This window comes from Micromonospora inaquosa, assembly GCF_003857055.1.
In the GTDB taxonomy this organism is placed as follows: domain Bacteria; phylum Actinomycetota; class Actinomycetes; order Mycobacteriales; family Micromonosporaceae; genus Micromonospora; species Micromonospora inaquosa.
Window position 1 is genome coordinate 1 of record NZ_QGSZ01000148.1, and the last position, 16,035, is coordinate 16,035.

A 16,035-nucleotide genomic window follows, 5' to 3' on the forward strand; every position below is an offset into this window, starting at 1 on the left:
GGTCGGCGCGCTGGCAGGCGTCGTCGGCGTCGGCGAGCGCGGCGCGGGCCTGTTCGCGGGCGCGCGCCGCGTCGGCCGCCGCGGGCTCGGCGTCGTCGCGAGCCTCGTCGCGTTCGGTCTGCGCCGCCGCGATCTCCGTGGCGGCCTCCGCGCGGACCTGGGCGAGCTGCCGTTGCACACCCACCGGGGACAGTTCGGCGTGCAGCGACTCGGTCAACGTCTCGACGATCTGGTCGAGGCGGTCCACCGCCTCCCAGGTGCGGGCCACCTGCCCCGGCAGGCCGGGGGCGTTTCGGTGGCGCATCCGGCTGTTGCGGGAGGCGCGCTGGCAGGCGCCGTCGTTGTCGCGGCAGTAGCGAAACGGTCGACCCGCGCCGACACGCTGCGGCACCGGCGCTCCACAGTGGGCACAGGGGCGGGTCTCGGTGGTGCTGGGCTGGGCGTCCATCGAGGGCGAAGTCTAGTGCCGGGCGGTCAGCTCGTCGTCCGGGCCGTCGCGTCCAGGGTGTAGCGGCGTTGCAGCAGCAGCGCCGCGAGCATCGCCACCGCCGGCAGCAACCCGAAGCCGTAGCGGACCGCCGCGAGCGCGGCGTCCGGCTGCACCGGCGACTCACCGGCCGTCGAGGCCACGAAACCACCAACGGTCAGGCACAACGCGTACGCGTACGGGCCCAGGGCCGCGCCGGTGGCCTCGGTGGCCGTCCACACCCCCGTGTAGGTGCCGGCCCCGGTGGCCCCGGTGGCACCGGTGGTGCTGGCGGTGCCGGCGTCCGTGCTGGTGGCGGCGCGGATCACGTCGGGGAGCATCGAGAACGGCAACAGTTGCATCCCGGCGAACGCCACCCCGAGCACCGCCACCGCGGCGACGAGCACCGGCAGGCCGGCCGGGCGGCCCACCGCCAGCACCAGCGAGCCGAGGGCGAACGCGCCCTGCGCGCCGAGCAGCGCCCGCTGCTTGCCGACGCGTCGGGCCACCACCAGCCAGGCCGGGGTGACCAGCAGCGCCGGCGCCACGAACGCGGCCACCAGCACCGTGGTCAGGCCGGGTGCGCGCAGCTCGTATTCGGCGTAGTAGGGCACCCCGGCGAGCACCAGGTGGGTGGTGGTGGACATCGCCAGGTACGCGGCGACCAGCCAGCGGAACTGCCGGTCGTGCAGCGCGATGCGCAGCGCGCGCCACCCGCCGTGCCCCGCCGGGGTCCGATCCGCCGCGCTGCCGCGCAGCCGGGCGATGCCGGCGACACCGACCAGCATGGCCACCAGCATCCCCACGGCGAGGACCACGCCCATGCGCTGGTAGCCGCCCCGCGTCGCGGCGTCGCCGCCGGTGAGCAGGGGAGCCAACAGCCCGGAGACGAGGATGCCCAGGGTCAGCACGACCATCCGGAAGGCCATCAGCCGGGTGCGTTCGTGGTAGCCGATGCGCAGGTCGGCGGGGGTGGCCAGGTAGGGGACCTGGTAGGCGGCGAAGAGGAGGTTGCCGGCGATGAAGAACACCGCCACCCACGCGGCCGCCGGCGCGCCGGTCAGGCCGCCGGGCACGGCGAAGAGCGCGGCGAACGCGACCGGCAGGGCACAGCCGATCAGCAGTAGGCGACGCCGGTCGCCGCGCCGGGTCTGCTCCACATCGGCGCGGTGCCCCACCCAGGGGTGCAGCAGCACGTCGGCGATCTTCGGCAGCAGCAGCGTCAGGCCGGCCAGCCACGGCCCGACGGCCAGCACGTCGGTGAGGAAGTAGAGCAGCAGCAGGCCGGGCACTGTCACCCAGACGCCCATGCCGAGCGAGCCGCTGGCGAAGCCGGCCAGCGGGCCGCGGGGCAGCGTCGTGTCGGTGGCGGCCGCGGGCCGCCGGTCCAGCCCGGTCATCGCCGCATCCTCTCCGCAATCCAACGGTTGCTGGATTCTAGGGGCAGAATGACGGCCATGACCATGCCCCGCCGCCGCCCGGGCCGGCCCCGCCGCGACGAGACCCGGCCGACCCGCGAGGTGGTGCTCACCGCGGCGACCGCGCTCTTCGCCGAACGCGGCTTCGACGCCGTCGGGTTGCGGGAGGTCGCCGCCGCCGCCGGGGTCGACGTCGCCACTGTCGCGCACCACACGGGTACGAAGGCAGCGCTCTACGACGCGTGCTTCGCCCGGGTGTTCGCCGCCGAGCGGGAGGTGCTGACCGCGGCCGCCGAGCAGGCCCGTACCGCCCTCGACGCCGGTCCGGACGCGGCGCGGCGGGCCCTGCACGAGCTGGTCGACGTCTTCGTCGACTTCCTGGAGGATCGCCCCGAGACCACCACGCTGTGGCTGCGCCGCTGGCTGGAACCGCAGCGGCACGCCGAGCTGGACCAGCGCTACGCCGACCCGTTGTACCGGCTGGTCGCCGAGCTGCTCGCCGCCGCGTCGGCGACCGGCGCGCTGGCGGAGCCGACCCCGCACATCACTGTGCGGAGCCTGGTGTGGGCGACGCACGGGCACGTGGTGGCGTTGGCCGCGGGCGCGCCCGGCGCCCGGGAGCGGCGCGAGTTCCGGGCGTTCGTGCATCGCCTGCTCGACGGGCTGTACGGATCACCGGCCCCTTGACGGGCCGCCGCCGCAAGACGATTATCCATCGGACGTTGGATTAATGGGGGCGGCAATGGGCGGACGACCACCTCAGGTGGCGGTGATCGGGGCCGGCGCCGCCGGCCTCGCCGCGGTCAAGGCACTACGCGACGCCGACGTGCCAACTGTCGGCTTCGAGGCCGCCGAGCAGGTCGGCGGCCTCTGGGTGTACGGGGCACCCGACTCGCCCGCGTACCGCACGCTGCACCTCAACACCAGCCGTGGCCGCACCCAGTTCGCCGACCACCCGATGCCCACCGACTGGCCGGACTACCCCGACCACCGTCGCGTCGCCGGTTACCTCGCCGACTACGCGGCACGCTTCGGGCTGGCCGACACCATCCGGCTGCGCCACACCGTCGAGCGGGTCACCCAGAACCCCACCGGCACCTGGACGGTGACCGCCAACGGCCCGACCGGCCCGGTCGAGGTCACCGTCGACGCCGTGGTCGTCGCCAACGGGCACAACCGGGTGCCCCGGCTGCCCGACCCCGGATACCCCGGCACCTGCACCGCCGAGCAGATGCACAGCCACGACTACCGGGGCCCGGAGCAGTTGGCCGGCAGACGGGTCCTGGTCATCGGCGGCGGGAACTCCGCCATGGACATCGCCGTGGACGCGTCGTACGCCGCCAGCCGCACCCTGCTGTCGCTGCGCCGGGGGGTCTGGGTGGTGCCGAAGTACCTGCTGGGTCGCCCGTCGGACACCCTCAACGGGGCACTGGCCCGCCGGCTGCCGTGGCGCCTGCGTCAACGCATCAGCCAGACGATGCTGAGCACCACCGTCGGCAACCCCGCCCGCTACGGGCTGCCCGCGCCGACGCACGGCTTCCTCCAGGACCACCCGACGCTCTCCGACGCGTTGCTGTCGCGGCTGACCCACGGTGACGTCGAGGCCCGCCCCGGCGTCGCCGCCCTGGACGGCGACCGGGTGGAGTTCACCGACGGCCGCAGCGACAGCGTCGACCTGATCATCTGGTGCACCGGATACCGCGTCGACGTCCCGTTCCTCGACCCGGCGCTGCTCGCCGGGGGCGCCGACACCCTGCAGCTGTACCGGCACGTGTTCCACCCCGACGCCCCCGGTCTGAGCTTCGTCGGGTTGATGCAGTCCACCGGTTCCGCGTTCCCCCTGGTCGAGGCGCAGGCCAAGCTGATCGCGGCGCACCTCGCCGGCCGGTACGCGCTGCCGGACCCGGACCGACAACGCGCCGTCTGCCGGGCCGAACTACGGGCCGCGACCGCCCGCTGGGGTCAGCGCCGCCCGGCGATGCGGGTGGACTTCGACGTCTACCTGGCCGAGTTGGCCCGGGAGCTGACCGCCGGGGCCCGCCGCGTCCGCTCCGGCGCGGCGTCCTCGGTGGGGGCACCCCGATGAGCGGTCGATCCCTGGCTGGCCGGCGGGTGCTGGTCACCGGGGCGAGCGGGACGTTCGGCCGCCACCTCGGCGCGGCGCTGAGCGCGGCCGACGCCCGGGTGGTGGGGCTCGACCTGCACGCGCGCCCCGACGGTGACGTGCCGGTGCTCGGCTGCGACCTGACCGACCCGGACGCCGTGCCGTCGGCGGTGCGGGCCGCCGTCGACCGGCTCGGCGGGCTCGACCTGCTGATCAACAACGCCGGGGTCGGTGGTCCCGCGCCGGCCGAGTTGCCGCCCGATGAGGTGGTCCGCCGGCAACTGGAGGTCAACCTGCTCGCCGCCTGGCGCACCACCGCCGCCGCGCTGCCCGCCCTGCTCACCGCGCGCGGACGGGTGATCTTCGTGGCCAGCCGGATGGCGGTGCTGCCGCTGCCGCTCGCCGCCGCGTACGGGGTGAGCAAACGGGCCCTGGTCGCGTACGCCGACGCGCTGCGCCACGAGGTGGGCACCCACGTCGGGGTGAGCGTCGTCTACCCGAGCATGGTCGCCTCACCGATTCACGACAGCACCGCCGAGGCCGGGCTGTCCCTGCGAGGGGTGTCCCGCCCCGAGCCCGTCGAAGGGGTGGTCGGGGCGATCCTGCGGACCGCCACCGCCCGGCGGGCACCCCGGGACGTGGCGACCACCGCACGCGGCCGGCTGGAGATGGCCGTCGGCCGGCACGCGCCCGCGCTGGCCGACCGGCTGGTACGCCGTACCCTCGCCGCTCGGCTCGCCGCCGGTGACCTGGACGGCGCGCCGCTGGCCGCCGGTATGGTCGACCGACACCGCAGGGCCGCCCGGAGTTAGCCTCCCGCACCGTTGGAAAGGGTTGACGACCATGACCGACGCCAGACTGCCGGGCGCCGACGAGGCCGCGTTCATCGCGGCGGTCCGCTCAGGCGACACGGCGCGGTTCGCACTCCTGACCGAACGTCACCGGCGTGAATTGCAGGTGCACTGCTACCGGATGCTCGCGAACTACGAGGACGCCCAGGACCTGACGCAGGAGACGTTCCTGCGGGCGTGGAACAAGCGGGAGTCCTTCAGGGGCCACGCGGCAGTGCGGACCTGGCTGTACCGGATCGCGACGAACGCCTGTCTGGATTTCCTGAGGAAGCGCAACGACCGCACACCCGTACCGTCCGAGCTGCCGGACTCCGGCTCCGAGTTGACGTACCTTCAGCCGTACCCCGACCGGATGCTCCCCGAGGACCCGCAGGACTCGGTGGTGGCGCGGGAGACGATCGAGCTGGCGTTCATCGTCGCCGTCCAGCACTTGCCGCCGCGCCAGCGGGCGGTGTTCATTCTGCGCGACGTCCTCGGCTGGCCGGCGTCGAAGACCGCCGACGCCCTCGAGCTGACCATCGCATCGGTGACCAGCGCCGTGCAGCGGGCGCGCGTGACGATACGCGAGCAGCTGCCCGAGCGCCGCCTCGACTGGCGGAGCCCCGCCACCCACGAGCTGTCGAGCAGCGAGCGCGGCGCGGTGAAGTCGTACATCCACGCCCACGAGCGCAACGACCTCGACGGGCTGATGTCCCTGCTCCGCGACGACCTGCGCTTCGCGATGCTGCCCGATCCGGGCACCGTGACCACGACGGCCAAGGACGCGGTGGACGGCTGGGTCTCCGGTGGGCTCTTCCAGCGCGGCCACGACGATTGGCGCGGTATCACCACGACGGTGAACCGCATGCCAGCCGCCGTGCTGTACCTCCGCGCACCCGACGACCCGGAGTACCGGCTGTTCGCCGTCGCGCTCCTGCACATCGTCGACGGGAAGATCGCCGAGCTCACCGGATTCGACGCCACCGACAAGCCATGGCTGGACCTGCCACCGACACTGTGATCGCACACTCGAAAACGCAGGGAAGGGCCCGGGGAGCGTTCCCCGCGTTTTCGAGCATTCGGCCCGTGTCTATCGCCTCGTCTCGTATCGGGTCAGCGCCACTCCGCCGGGAAACGTCCGCGTCTCCACCAGGTTCAGGTTCACCCAGCTGTCCAGCGCGGTGAAGTGCGGCTTTCCGCCGCCCAGCAGCACCGGATGAGTCACGATCTCGTACTCGTCGACCAGCCCGGCCCGCATGGCCGCGCCGGCGAGCGTTGCGCCACCCACCCTCATCGGCCCGCCGTCCTCGGCCTTGAGCCGGGTGATCTCGGCGACCGCGTCGCCGGTGACCAGACGGGTGTTCCAGTCGACCGTCTCGATCGTCGAGGAGAACACCACCTTTGGCGTGTCCCGCCAGTTTCGCGCGAACTCGACCTGCGCCGGGGTGGCACCCGGCTGCTGATCGCCGGTCGGCCAGTAGGAACTCATGGACTCCCACAGCCTGCGCCCGTACAGGAACAGCGCAATCGCCCGCTCCTGGTCGAGCCACCACTGAAACAGCTCGTCGCTCGGCGCGCTCCAGCTGAGGTCGTCGCCCGGCGCGGCGACGTAACCGTCCACTGTCACACTCATACCGAAGATCAATTTCCGCATCGTGCCAGCCTCTCGTGAGTCGTTCTCCCACGTACAGACGGGCGCGACGCGGAAACCTCATCGGTGTGCGGTCTGCGTCCGCAGATGGTCCTCGCGTTCCGGGTCAGGGTGTGGCGACCGCCGCGCGCGAGCGGTCGGCGGCGATGCGTACGGCCAGCGCGGCCAGGGCGGTGCCGGTCACCCACCGCTGCACCCGCAGCCACCCCGGCCGGCGGGCGAAGAACCCGGCGAGGGTGCCGGCGGTGAGCACGATCAGCGCGTTCACGCTCAGCGCCACGACGATCTGGGTCAGACCGAGCAGCAGGCTCTGCGTGGCGAGGTGCCCCCGCGTCGGGTCGACGAACTGCGGTAACAGCGACACGTAGAGGATCGCGATCTTCGGGTTCAGCAGGTTGGTGACCAGGCCCATGGTGAACAGCCGCCGGGGCGGGTCCGGCGGCAGCGGCGCCGGCGTGAACGGTGAGTTCCCGCCCGGACGCAACGTCCGCCAGGCCAGCCAGAGCAGGTAGCCGGCGCCGGCGAGCTTCACCACCGCGTACAGCGTCGGCACCAGGACGAAGACGGTGGCCAGGCCGGCGACCGCCGCGGTCAGGTAGACGCCGAAGCCGGCGGCCACCCCGAGCAGCGAGACCAGCCCGGCCCGGCGGCCCTGTGCCACCGAGCGGGACACCAGGTAGACCATGTTCGGGCCGGGGGTGAGCACCAGCCCCAACGCCACCAGCGCGATACCCAGCAGTGCGCCCGCACTTACCACGACGATTCCCCCCGTTCGGTAGATCCCACACTGACAGTAATCGGGACAAAGATCCTGGCCCAGGGCCACCTGACGGGCCGTGGCCTGCGATCCGGGTGATCCACTCCGTCTGTGGTGCCATCCGGCGGCACAAGCGGGAATGCTCACCGTCACGGGCGCGCTGAACCCCTGACAAGTGCGCGCCACCGGGCGGAGGCGGCGCGTTACGGTGGCCAGGGGGGGTGCCGCAGAGTGACCGATGCGTGGGAAGCGTCAGTTGAGGCGAAGATCCAGGGTGCCGTTCAACGCGGCGAGTTCGACGACCTGCCCGGCATGGGCAAGCCGATCCCCGGTCGGGGGGCGCCGTACGACGAGTCCTGGTGGATCAAGAGCTTTCTGGAGCGCGAGGCCCTCCCCAGTGACCTGCTGCTGCCCACGTCGCTGCAACTGCGCCGACGCGTCGAGCAGGTTCCCGACGAGGTCCGGGACCTGCCCACCGAGCAGTCCGTGCGTGACTTCGTGGCGCAGTTGAACGCGCAGATCGTGGCGTGGCTGCGCAACCCCGACGGCCCCCGGGTGGTGGTGCGTCCGGTGAACGCCGATGGTGTGGTCCGCCGTTGGCGCGCCGAACGGGCCCGCCCCGAGGTCACCATGACCGTCATCGAACCGGCGGCGGCCAGGGCCTCGTCGGGCCGGCCGCGGCGCGGCTGGTGGCAGCGGTGGCGCCGCCGTCGGGGCTGATCCCACGGCCACGACCACGGCAGAATGTGCCAATGCTCATCGAATCGCGGGCACCCGGAACACCCTCGACACCGGGTGTCACCCTGCGCGAGTGGTCCGCCGACGACCTGGACGACCTGGTGCACGCGTACCAGGACCCGGTCCTGCTCCGCTGGACCAGCCATCCGGTGACCAGCGCCGCCGAGGCCCGACGGTGGCTGGAAGCCACCCAGCGGGACTGGGCCGACGGCCGGCGGTACACGTTCGCCGTCGTCGAAGAGCGGGCCGACGGTGCCCGGCTGGTGGGCAACGTGGTTCTCAAGGGGGTCACGCCGGAACGCCCGGCGCCGGAGGTGGGCTACTGGACGGCGTCGTGGGCACGCGGTCGCGGCGTCGCCCCGCGCGCCGTCACCGCGCTGAGCCGCTGGGCGTTCGACCGGTTCCCCGAGGTGGCCCGGCTCGACCTGCTGCACCAGGTGGACAACGTGGCGTCCTGCCGGGTGGCGCAGAAGTCTGGCTTCGTGTTCCAGGAGGTGTTGCCGGCCCGGCCGCCGTTCCCACTCGACGGTCACCGGCACGCCCTGCACGCCTAGTCGTCAGTCCCCCCTGGCCTCCCAGCGCCAGGAGGTGCGCCGGGCCCGGCCGGGCAGCTCACCCCGGCCGGTCATCCAGAGCAACACCTCGGGCGCCGGCCCGGTTGGGGCGTCCGGGAAGAGTCGCCGCAGCACCAGCGCGCACAGCCGCTGCGGCGGCTGCCACGGCACACCGAGGCCGAGGGTGATGTCGTGGGTGTGCAGCAGGGTCTCGGCCACCCCCATGGCGGCGAAGCCGGACGGGTCGCACGGCCCGAAGTGCCAGGCCCGCGCGTCCGGCGGGGCCGCGTCGACGGCGGCGGCGAGCAGCCCGGCGCAGGCCCGCACCACGGTGAGCACCTGCGCCGGGCTCGCGTCGGGGGAGACCCGCAGGTCGTACGGCAGGTAGGCGTCATCCGGGCGGCCGGTGACCTGGCCCGCGTAGGCGAGGAGGTCGTGCGCGACGTGCGCCGCGGTGGTCCAGCAGCTCCAGCTCAGCGAGCCGGCCGGCACCGACCAGTCGCGTTCCCGGTGTGGGATCAGCACCCGGGTCATCTCCTCGGCTGCCTCCCGCAGGTCGGCGCCGTTCATCGCTGACACTCGCCAGCCCCCCGGTCAGCGCTGCGCATGGGAATCCCGTCGTGAGTGGAGAACATCGACGCGTGCAAGAATCCATCCTCGCATGCGGGGGAGGCGAGCAGAGTGTTGCCCAACCTGGTGGTGGACACGACGGTGTTGCCGCCGGCGGAGCGGTTCGAGTTCTGGTATGCCCTGGTCGCTCAGGAGATGGCGCCGGCGCACATCAGCAGCGCCCAGCTGGACAACTTCGTCGCGTACGTCCAAGCCATTGATCTTGGCCGCATTCGGATGACCTCGCTGCGGTACCCGTCGCTGGACTCGACCCGACCGGCGAAACTGGTCCGCAGAGCCGAGGGGAACGTCTACCAGCTCGCGCTGCCACTGACGGGTCGCAGCACCTTGATTCAGGATCGCACCGAGAACACGCTCACCGCCGACAGGCACTTCACACTCCTGGACACCCGGCGGCCGCACATCGCCCGGCACAGCGCTGACGGCCCCGGCCTCGCCACCACGATCACCGTGCAGATACCGCACGCGGCGTTGCCCCTGGCTCCGGACCGGCTCCGCCGCCTGCTGGCCACGCCGCTGCCGTCGCACCTCGGCGTCGGCGGGCTGTTGACCCACCACCTGCGGAGCATCGCGGCGCACCCGGAGCAGTACGAGCCGGCCCAGGCCGAGGTCCTGGGCGCTGTGGCGCTGGATCTGCTCGCCGCCGCGCTCGCCCAGTACCTCGACGTCGAGGACACTCTCTCGCCGGAGGCCCGGCAGACCACGCTGCGGGCCCGGGTCGTCGATTTCATCGACCGCCATCTCGACAGTGACGAGCTCAACCCGCGCAGCGTCGCCGCCGTCCACCACATCTCGCTGCGATCGCTGCACCGCCTGTTCGAAGCGGAGCAGACGACGGTTGCCGAACTCATCCGCGCCAAGCGCCTGGAGCAGTGCCGGCGTGACCTCGCCAACCCGTTGCTGCGGCAGCCGATCCATGCCCTAGCCGCCCGCTGGGGGTTTCGGGACAAGGCCCACTTCAGCCGCGTCTTCCGGGCCCGCTACGGACGTTCACCGCAGGCCTACCGGACGACAGTGGCGCGGCACGATCGGTGACCCGCCCGACCGGCCACTATCGTCGGCGGTCGGTCGGATCGTCCTCGACGAAGTCACGGACGGCGGCGCGGATGCTCTCGCCGTACGGGTCGTCGGGTAGCCGCACCAGGTGTTCGCGGGCGCGGGTGAGGTGTTCCCGGGCCGCACCGACGTTGCCCAGCCGCCGGTGACAGTCCGCCAGGTTGAGATACAGCGACGGCAGGAACGCCTGCACCTGGAGCGCGGGCGAATACCGCTGGGCGCGTTCGTCGGTCAGCTCGGACGCGGCGGCCAGGGCACGTTCGTCCCAGCTCAACTCCGCCTCGGTGCTGTCCTGCAGGTCGGCGAGGTAGTGCGCCAGCGTGCAGCGGTGCAGGGCGTCACCGGTGCGGCCGAGCTCGTCCCACAGCGCGGTGAGCAGCTCACGGGCCTGGGCGGGTGCGCCGCCCTGGCCGAGCTGCACGGCCTCGCCGATGCGGGTCATGGTCGGGTCGGCGGTCGGTTCGTCGGTCATGTCGCCGATGCTCGGGCCTCAACCCGGTCGAGGGTCAATTCCTGCCGGCCAGCACGTCACCGCTGGGCCACGATGGTCTCGAGCACCGAGCGAGCGGATGTCGGGCGGTGGCCGAGGAGGGTCCCCAGCGTGGGATCGGTGACGGCGAACTCCTTTTCCCGCGCCGCGCGGTACAGGCCGAGGGTGAAGTCGGCCGCCGCCGCAGGCATGCCTCGTGCGATGGCGGACGCCCGCCACTCGTCGTCGTCCACGACGACACGTTCGACGGCGCGTCCCGTGATGTCGCTGAGGATGGCGGCCACCGCTTCGAGGTCGAGCATCTCCGACGCGGTCAGCGGTGCCGTGACCCCGTCGAGTACGCCCTCCTCGACCATGGCGATGGCTGCGGCCTCGGCCAGATCGGCGTGGGCGGTCCAGGACACCGGGCCGTCCGCCGGCGCCACGAGTTGACCGGTCTCCAGCGCCGCGCCGATGGAGAGGCTGAGCGTGCTCGCGTAGAACCCGTTGCGCAGGGCGGTGAAGGGAACCCCCAGCCCGGCGAGGTGCTCCTCGGTCGCGGCGTGGGTGGGTTGGGCGGCGAAGAGCGAGTCCCGGGAGGCGGCCTGGTGGCTGGTGTACAGGATTCGTTTGGCTCCCGCGGCGTGGGCGGCGTCGATGGCGGCGCGGTTCGCGGCGACCGCGGCGTCACCCCGGATGGCGGCGGACACGACGAGGACCTTGTCGGCACCCTCGAAGGCGTGCGCCAGCGTGGCCGGGTTGGTGAAGTCTCCGGCGCGCACCCGGACACCACGCTCGGCGAGGCTCGCGGCCTTGGCGGTGTCGCGCACGCTCACGCCCACGGCGTCGGGTGGTAGCCGGTCGAGCAGCCGGTCGACGATCTGGGACCCGAGGTGCCCGGTGGCACCGGTGACGACGAACATGGCGAACACTCCCTCGTTATCGGCGTTACTCGTCGAACGTTAGCAGTGATACGTCGGGGTTAACAAGTCGCTGTTAGCATCGATTCATGGTGACGACGCAGGACCTGGCATCCCGCGACGACGTCCGTTCGGGCATCGTCGCGGCGGCAACCCAACTGCTGCGCGAGAAGGGCGCGAACGCGGTCACGACGCGCGCTGTCGCCCAGGCCGCAGGTGTGCAGGCGCCGACCATCTATCGCTTGTTCGGTGACAAGGACGGCCTGATCGACGCCGTCGCCGAGCACGTCATGGCCAGCTACGTCAGCGGCAAATCGGCAGCCGACGTCGCCACGCGTGACCCGGTCGCGGACCTGCGCTCCGGATGGCGCACGCACGTGGAGTTCGGCCTGACAAACCCCGAGCTGTACGCGTTGATCGCCGCGCGGGGGAGCCGTACACCCTCGCCGGCAACTGTCGCCGGCCTCGACGTGCTCCGCCGCCGCGTCCGGCGACTCGCCGCAGCCGGCCTGCTCCGGGTCGACGAACAGCGCGCGCTCCTGATGATCCACTCAGCGGGCAACGGCACCATCCTCACCCTGCTGGGAATGCCCGCCGACCAGCGCGACCTCGGTCTGGGCGAGGCCATGCTCGATGCCGTCCTCACCAGCATCCTGTCGACAACTCCGGCGACACCCGACACGACCACGAACGCGGTGGCGGTCACCTTCGCGACGGTGCTGCCCGACCTCCCGGGGCTCACCGACGCCGAACGCGCGCTGATGGCCGAGTGGCTGCACCGATCGCTGACTCACCTGCCGTGATCACCTCACGGGGAAATAACTCGACGGGACCGCGCCGGGGGAGATAGCTTGCAGTCGACCGCGACACCGCCCGAGGAGGTGAGACCCATGAACGTTCCAGCGATGTGGGTGCTCCCCCTTGCCGTCACGGTCGGGCGATCGACGTAGGTGTCGCCGGGAGCGCCCTGCCAACACGGCACTCCCGAAAGGCATCACCTATGCACCCTGCGCCATTCACCACCGACCACGCACCCCGCACATACGACGTGATCATTGTCGGATGCGGGCCGACCGGGGCGATGCTCGCCGCCGAACTGCGGCTGCACGAGGTACGGGTCCTCGTCGTCGAGCGGGAAACCGAGCCGGCGTCGGCCATCCGCATCGTCGGCCTGCACATCCGCAGTCTTGAGCTGATGGCGATGCGCGGGCTGCTGGCGCGCATCCTCCCGCACGGGCGGCAGCGTCCGGCCAGCGCCTTCTTCGCCGCCATCCCCAAACCCGCGCCCCACGGCCTGGATTCCCGGTACGCCTACCTGCTGGGTATCCCGCAGCCGGTCATCGAACGTCTGCTCGAAGAACACGCCATCGAGCTGGGTGCGCAGGTCCGACGTGGTTGCGCCGTCACCGGTCTCGCGCAGGACGACGAGGGCGTCACCGTCGAGTTGGCCGACGGGGAACAGCTGCGGTCGCGTTACCTCGTCGGCTGTGACGGCGCCCGCAGCACGGTGCGCAAACTGCTCGGCGTCGGGTTCCCCGGCGAGCCCGCACGGACCGAGAGCCTGATGGGCGAGATGGAAGTGGGCGTGCCGCCGGAGGAGGTCGCCGCCAAGGTGGCCCAGATCCGCGAAACCCACCAGCGATTCTGGCTCCGACCGGCCGGTGCCGGGGTCTACAGCGTCCTGGTGCCCGCCGCCGGGGTCAGCGACCGCGCCGAACCACCCACCCTCGAGGATTTCAAGCGCCAGTTGGGTGCCATCGCCGGGACCGACTTCGGCGTGCACTCGCCGCGCTGGTTGTCCCGCTTCGGCGATGCGACCCGACTGGCCGATCATTATCGGGTCGGGCGAGTGCTGCTGGCCGGCGACGCGGCGCACATCCATCCGCCCATCGGCGGGCAGGGCCTCAACCTGGGCGTTCAGGACGCCGTCAACCTCGGCTGGAAACTGGCCGCGCGGGTCCGCGGCTGGGCGCCGGAAACCCTGCTGGACACCTACCAGGCCGAACGCCGGCCGGTCGCCGCGGAGGTGCTGGACAACACCCGAGCCCAGACCGAGCTGTTGTCCACCGAACCAGGCGCACAGGCCCTGCGGAGGCTGCTCACCGAGCTGATGGACTTCGACGAGGTGAACCTGCATCTGTTGAAGAAGATCACCGCAATCGGTATCCGCTACGACTTCGGCGCCGGGCCCGACCTACTCGGTCGCCGGCTGCCTGACATCGCCGTGAAACAGGGCCACCTCTACGGTCTGCTGCACCGCGGACGCGGCCTGCTGCTCGATCGCACCGAACGCCTGACCGTCCGCGGCTGGTCAGACCGGGTCGATCACCTGGCGGATCCCACCGCCGACCTGGACGCTCCGGGCGTCCTGCTCCGCCCCGACGGCCACGTCGCGTGGATCGGCGACGACCAGCAGGATCTGGACGAGCGCCTCTTCCGCTGGTTCGGCAGGCCCGTCCACTGACCCCGCCTCCTGGCGGGCCCATCGGTGCGGCTGTGTGGTCGGCGCTGAGAGACTGACCGGGTGACAGGTCTGAGCGCCGAACTCGTGGTCGATGGTCGTGAGCCGCGGACCCCGGCGCTCACCCCGAACGGGCGCCTGCTCTGCTACGTCCTCGCCCCCACCAGCCGCACCGGTGACCACCTCGACACCGAACTTTGGCTCGTACACACCGATGGTGCCGTCGAGTCGCGCCGGGCGACCGCGGACACCGCAACCGAATCCCTGCCACGCTGGTCGGCCGACTCGGAGACGCTGTTCTTCCTGTCCGACAGCGCCGACCGCGGTACCCCGCAACTGCACGGGCTCACCCTCGCCGACGGCACGACGACCACGTTGACCGGCTGGTCCGTCGGCGTCATCGACCACCTGCCGCTCATCGACCCCAACCTGATCGCGCTGCTCGCCGAGGACGAACCCACCGAGCAGGACGCGCGCCGCGCCCGGGACCGCGACGACGCCATTGTCGTCGGCGAGGGTGAGCAACGTGCCCGGTTGCGCCTGCTCGACCTGCGTACCGGCCGGGTCGCCACCCCGCAGGTGTTCGGTGACCGGCACGTCGTGGAAATGCGGCAACGTCCCGACGGCGGCCCCCTTGCCGTGCTGACCTGGGCGAGCGCTGACAACGACTGCGGCCCGCGCACCGGTCGACTGCACCTGTTCGATCCCGGCACCGGAGATGCGGAGGACCTCGGACCGGTCGAAGTCGACGCACGATCGCTGACCTGGTGGCCGGGCGAGGACGGTTGGCACCTCGGTTACCTCGCGCTCACCCCACCGGTGCTGCAGGCCGGCACCGCCGTGTTCGATCTGGCTGTGCGCAGCCGTGTCCTGCGCAACCGCACCGCTGGACTCTCGATGTGCCCCACCGCACTGTGCCAGACCGATGCCGCCCCGCTGGTGGTATTCGCCGACGGCCTGAACACGACAGTGGCCCGGCTCGAGCGCACCGAACTCACGAACCTGTCGCATCACCCCGGACGCCTCGACAACCCCACCACCACCCCTGCCGGCGACACCATCGCCGCACTCACCGGCACCCGCTATCACACCCCGAACGTGCACATCGGACCGCCGACCGGACCACTGCGACGGGTCACCAACACCCGCCCGGAACTCGACGGCATCGCACTCGGTACGCAGCAACCGCTGGCCTACCGTGCCGCCGACGGCCTCGACCTGGACGGCCTGCTCGTGCTGCCGGTGGGAAGAACCGCTTCCGAAGGCCCGTTCCCGCTGGTCACGATCGTGCACGGAGGCCCGTACGATCGCTACGCCGATCGCTGTCAGTTGTTCTGGTTCCCGAGCGCGCAGTGGCTGGCCGCCGCGGGCTACGCGGTGTTGTTACCCAACCCGCGCGGCGGCCAGGGTCATGGCCACCAGTTCGCCGCCAGTGTCGCCGGTCAGGTCGGACGGCAGGAGTGGACCGACATCCTGACCGGCATCGACCTGCTCATCGCCGAGGGCATCGCCGACCCCGATCGGCTGGGCATCGCCGGCTGGAGCCACGGCGGCTTCATGTCCGCCTGGGCCGTCGGCCAGACCGACCGTTTCCGGGCCGCGGTGGTCGGCGCCGGCATCGTCGACTGGGGCATGCTCGCCGCGACCGGCGAGAACGGCCAGTTCGAGGCCGCGCTCGGTGGCAGCACCGGCTGGTCCGGCATCGGACCACACCCGCATGACGCGGTCAGCCCGATCTCCTTCGCCAGCCACATCCGTACTCCCGTGCTCATCGCGCACGGCGCGGCGGACACCAACGTTCCCCTCGGACAGGCCGTGTACCTGCACCGGGCGTTGCGCCACTTCGACGTAGAGCACGAGTTCGTGATCTACCCGAGAGAGGGCCACTCGATCCGGGAACGCAACCACCAGCTGGATCTCCTGCGCCGGACCCGAGCCTGGTTTGATCGCTGGCTCCGGCCCGAAGAAACAACCCCGCCGA

At 71.9% G+C, this 16,035-nt stretch carries 15 protein-coding genes and 2 pseudogenes; 10 read left to right on the top strand and 7 right to left on the bottom strand.

The features are described 5' to 3' along the window. Positions 1 to 448: pseudogene (locus DLJ59_RS06320) on the bottom strand (hypothetical protein); the annotation flags it as partial. 26 nt (positions 449 to 474) lie between these two features. Continuing rightward, positions 475 to 1,866: an MFS transporter gene (locus DLJ59_RS06325; protein ID WP_124771565.1), complete on the bottom strand. Its 1,392-nt coding sequence runs from the start codon at positions 1,864 to 1,866 to the stop codon at positions 475 to 477. A 57-nt stretch (positions 1,867 to 1,923) separates the two neighbouring features. Here DLJ59_RS06325 and DLJ59_RS06330 point away from each other — a divergent pair, with 57 nt between their 5' ends. The 4 genes from DLJ59_RS06330 to DLJ59_RS06345 are packed head-to-tail and all read left to right on the top strand — an operon-like array spanning position 1,924 to position 5,839. Next, positions 1,924 to 2,571, top strand: coding sequence for a TetR/AcrR family transcriptional regulator (locus DLJ59_RS06330; protein WP_425271394.1), 648 nt, complete (start codon positions 1,924 to 1,926; stop codon positions 2,569 to 2,571). A gap of 55 nt (positions 2,572 to 2,626) precedes the next feature. Continuing rightward, on the top strand, positions 2,627 to 3,970 hold the full coding sequence (locus tag DLJ59_RS06335) for a flavin-containing monooxygenase (RefSeq protein ID WP_244235854.1): 1,344 nt from the start codon (positions 2,627 to 2,629) through the stop codon (positions 3,968 to 3,970). Further along, complete coding sequence (locus DLJ59_RS06340; RefSeq protein WP_124771567.1) at positions 3,967 to 4,800, top strand: SDR family NAD(P)-dependent oxidoreductase; 834 nt, start codon at positions 3,967 to 3,969, stop codon at positions 4,798 to 4,800. The genes DLJ59_RS06335 and DLJ59_RS06340 overlap by 4 nt, the downstream gene beginning before the upstream one ends. A gap of 31 nt (positions 4,801 to 4,831) precedes the next feature. Next, positions 4,832 to 5,839, top strand: a complete 1,008-nt coding sequence (locus DLJ59_RS06345; protein ID WP_124771568.1) for an RNA polymerase subunit sigma-70 — start codon at positions 4,832 to 4,834, stop codon at positions 5,837 to 5,839. A gap of 69 nt (positions 5,840 to 5,908) precedes the next feature. Here the strand turns inward: DLJ59_RS06345 and DLJ59_RS06350 are convergent, their stop codons facing one another. Both DLJ59_RS06350 and DLJ59_RS06355 read right to left on the bottom strand, forming a co-directional pair. Beyond that, complete coding sequence (locus DLJ59_RS06350) at positions 5,909 to 6,472, bottom strand: dihydrofolate reductase family protein (protein ID WP_124771569.1); 564 nt, start codon at positions 6,470 to 6,472, stop codon at positions 5,909 to 5,911. 103 nt (positions 6,473 to 6,575) lie between these two features. Next, positions 6,576 to 7,226: a LysE family translocator gene (locus DLJ59_RS06355; protein ID WP_124771570.1), complete on the bottom strand. Its 651-nt coding sequence runs from the start codon at positions 7,224 to 7,226 to the stop codon at positions 6,576 to 6,578. A 231-nt stretch (positions 7,227 to 7,457) separates the two neighbouring features. On the opposite strand from DLJ59_RS06355, the gene DLJ59_RS06360 reads away from it, so the two are divergent. Both DLJ59_RS06360 and DLJ59_RS06365 read left to right on the top strand, forming a co-directional pair. Further along, the gene (locus DLJ59_RS06360; protein ID WP_124771571.1) at positions 7,458 to 7,946 is read left to right on the top strand and encodes a DnaJ family domain-containing protein; all 489 of its coding nucleotides are present in this window, start codon (positions 7,458 to 7,460) and stop codon (positions 7,944 to 7,946) included. Between the two features lie 32 nt (positions 7,947 to 7,978). Next, on the top strand, positions 7,979 to 8,518 hold the full coding sequence (locus DLJ59_RS06365; protein ID WP_124771572.1) for a GNAT family N-acetyltransferase: 540 nt from the start codon (positions 7,979 to 7,981) through the stop codon (positions 8,516 to 8,518). Between the two features lie 3 nt (positions 8,519 to 8,521). On the opposite strand, the gene DLJ59_RS06370 is transcribed toward DLJ59_RS06365, so the two are convergent. Next, on the bottom strand, positions 8,522 to 9,088 hold the full coding sequence (locus tag DLJ59_RS06370) for a maleylpyruvate isomerase N-terminal domain-containing protein (RefSeq protein ID WP_124771573.1): 567 nt from the start codon (positions 9,086 to 9,088) through the stop codon (positions 8,522 to 8,524). Positions 9,089 to 9,199: 111 nt separating this feature from the next. Between DLJ59_RS06370 and DLJ59_RS06375 the strand changes: the two genes are divergently transcribed. After that, complete coding sequence (locus DLJ59_RS06375) at positions 9,200 to 10,183, top strand: AraC-like ligand-binding domain-containing protein (protein ID WP_124771574.1); 984 nt, start codon at positions 9,200 to 9,202, stop codon at positions 10,181 to 10,183. Between the two features lie 16 nt (positions 10,184 to 10,199). Here the strand turns inward: DLJ59_RS06375 and DLJ59_RS06380 are convergent, their stop codons facing one another. Next, complete coding sequence (locus DLJ59_RS06380) at positions 10,200 to 10,676, bottom strand: hypothetical protein (protein WP_124771575.1); 477 nt, start codon at positions 10,674 to 10,676, stop codon at positions 10,200 to 10,202. A 56-nt stretch (positions 10,677 to 10,732) separates the two neighbouring features. Then, positions 10,733 to 11,596: an NmrA family NAD(P)-binding protein gene (locus tag DLJ59_RS06385; protein WP_124771576.1), complete on the bottom strand. Its 864-nt coding sequence runs from the start codon at positions 11,594 to 11,596 to the stop codon at positions 10,733 to 10,735. An 86-nt stretch (positions 11,597 to 11,682) separates the two neighbouring features. Here DLJ59_RS06385 and DLJ59_RS06390 point away from each other — a divergent pair, with 86 nt between their 5' ends. From DLJ59_RS06390 to DLJ59_RS06400, 3 genes and pseudogenes are all read left to right on the top strand, one after another. Next, positions 11,683 to 12,396, top strand: a complete 714-nt coding sequence (locus DLJ59_RS06390) for a TetR/AcrR family transcriptional regulator (RefSeq protein ID WP_124771577.1) — start codon at positions 11,683 to 11,685, stop codon at positions 12,394 to 12,396. A gap of 197 nt (positions 12,397 to 12,593) precedes the next feature. Beyond that, entirely contained in the window at positions 12,594 to 14,057 is a 1,464-nt protein-coding gene (rox, locus tag DLJ59_RS06395; protein ID WP_124771578.1) for a rifampin monooxygenase, read from the top strand. A 60-nt stretch (positions 14,058 to 14,117) separates the two neighbouring features. After that, positions 14,118 to 16,019: pseudogene (locus tag DLJ59_RS06400) on the top strand (S9 family peptidase); the annotation flags it as partial. Positions 16,020 to 16,035 lie beyond the last annotated feature (16 nt).

Excerpts from the sequence above, each read along its gene's own strand:
- DLJ59_RS06390 (WP_124771577.1), top strand. The coding sequence starts at position 11,683 with ATGGTGACGACGCAGGACCTGGCATCCCGCGACGACGTCCGTTCGGGC.
- DLJ59_RS06350 (WP_124771569.1), bottom strand. The coding sequence starts at position 6,472 with ATGCGGAAATTGATCTTCGGTATGAGTGTGACAGTGGACGGTTACGTC.
- DLJ59_RS06335 (WP_244235854.1), top strand. The coding sequence starts at position 2,627 with ATGGGCGGACGACCACCTCAGGTGGCGGTGATCGGGGCCGGCGCCGCC.
- rox (WP_124771578.1), top strand. The coding sequence starts at position 12,594 with ATGCACCCTGCGCCATTCACCACCGACCACGCACCCCGCACATACGAC.
- DLJ59_RS06345 (WP_124771568.1), top strand. The coding sequence starts at position 4,832 with ATGACCGACGCCAGACTGCCGGGCGCCGACGAGGCCGCGTTCATCGCG.
- DLJ59_RS06370 (WP_124771573.1), bottom strand. The coding sequence starts at position 9,088 with ATGAACGGCGCCGACCTGCGGGAGGCAGCCGAGGAGATGACCCGGGTG.
- DLJ59_RS06340 (WP_124771567.1), top strand. The coding sequence starts at position 3,967 with ATGAGCGGTCGATCCCTGGCTGGCCGGCGGGTGCTGGTCACCGGGGCG.
- DLJ59_RS06385 (WP_124771576.1), bottom strand. The coding sequence starts at position 11,596 with ATGTTCGTCGTCACCGGTGCCACCGGGCACCTCGGGTCCCAGATCGTC.
- DLJ59_RS06365 (WP_124771572.1), top strand. The coding sequence starts at position 7,979 with ATGCTCATCGAATCGCGGGCACCCGGAACACCCTCGACACCGGGTGTC.
- DLJ59_RS06325 (WP_124771565.1), bottom strand. The coding sequence starts at position 1,866 with ATGACCGGGCTGGACCGGCGGCCCGCGGCCGCCACCGACACGACGCTG.
- DLJ59_RS06330 (WP_425271394.1), top strand. The coding sequence starts at position 1,924 with ATGACCATGCCCCGCCGCCGCCCGGGCCGGCCCCGCCGCGACGAGACC.
- DLJ59_RS06380 (WP_124771575.1), bottom strand. The coding sequence starts at position 10,676 with ATGACCGACGAACCGACCGCCGACCCGACCATGACCCGCATCGGCGAG.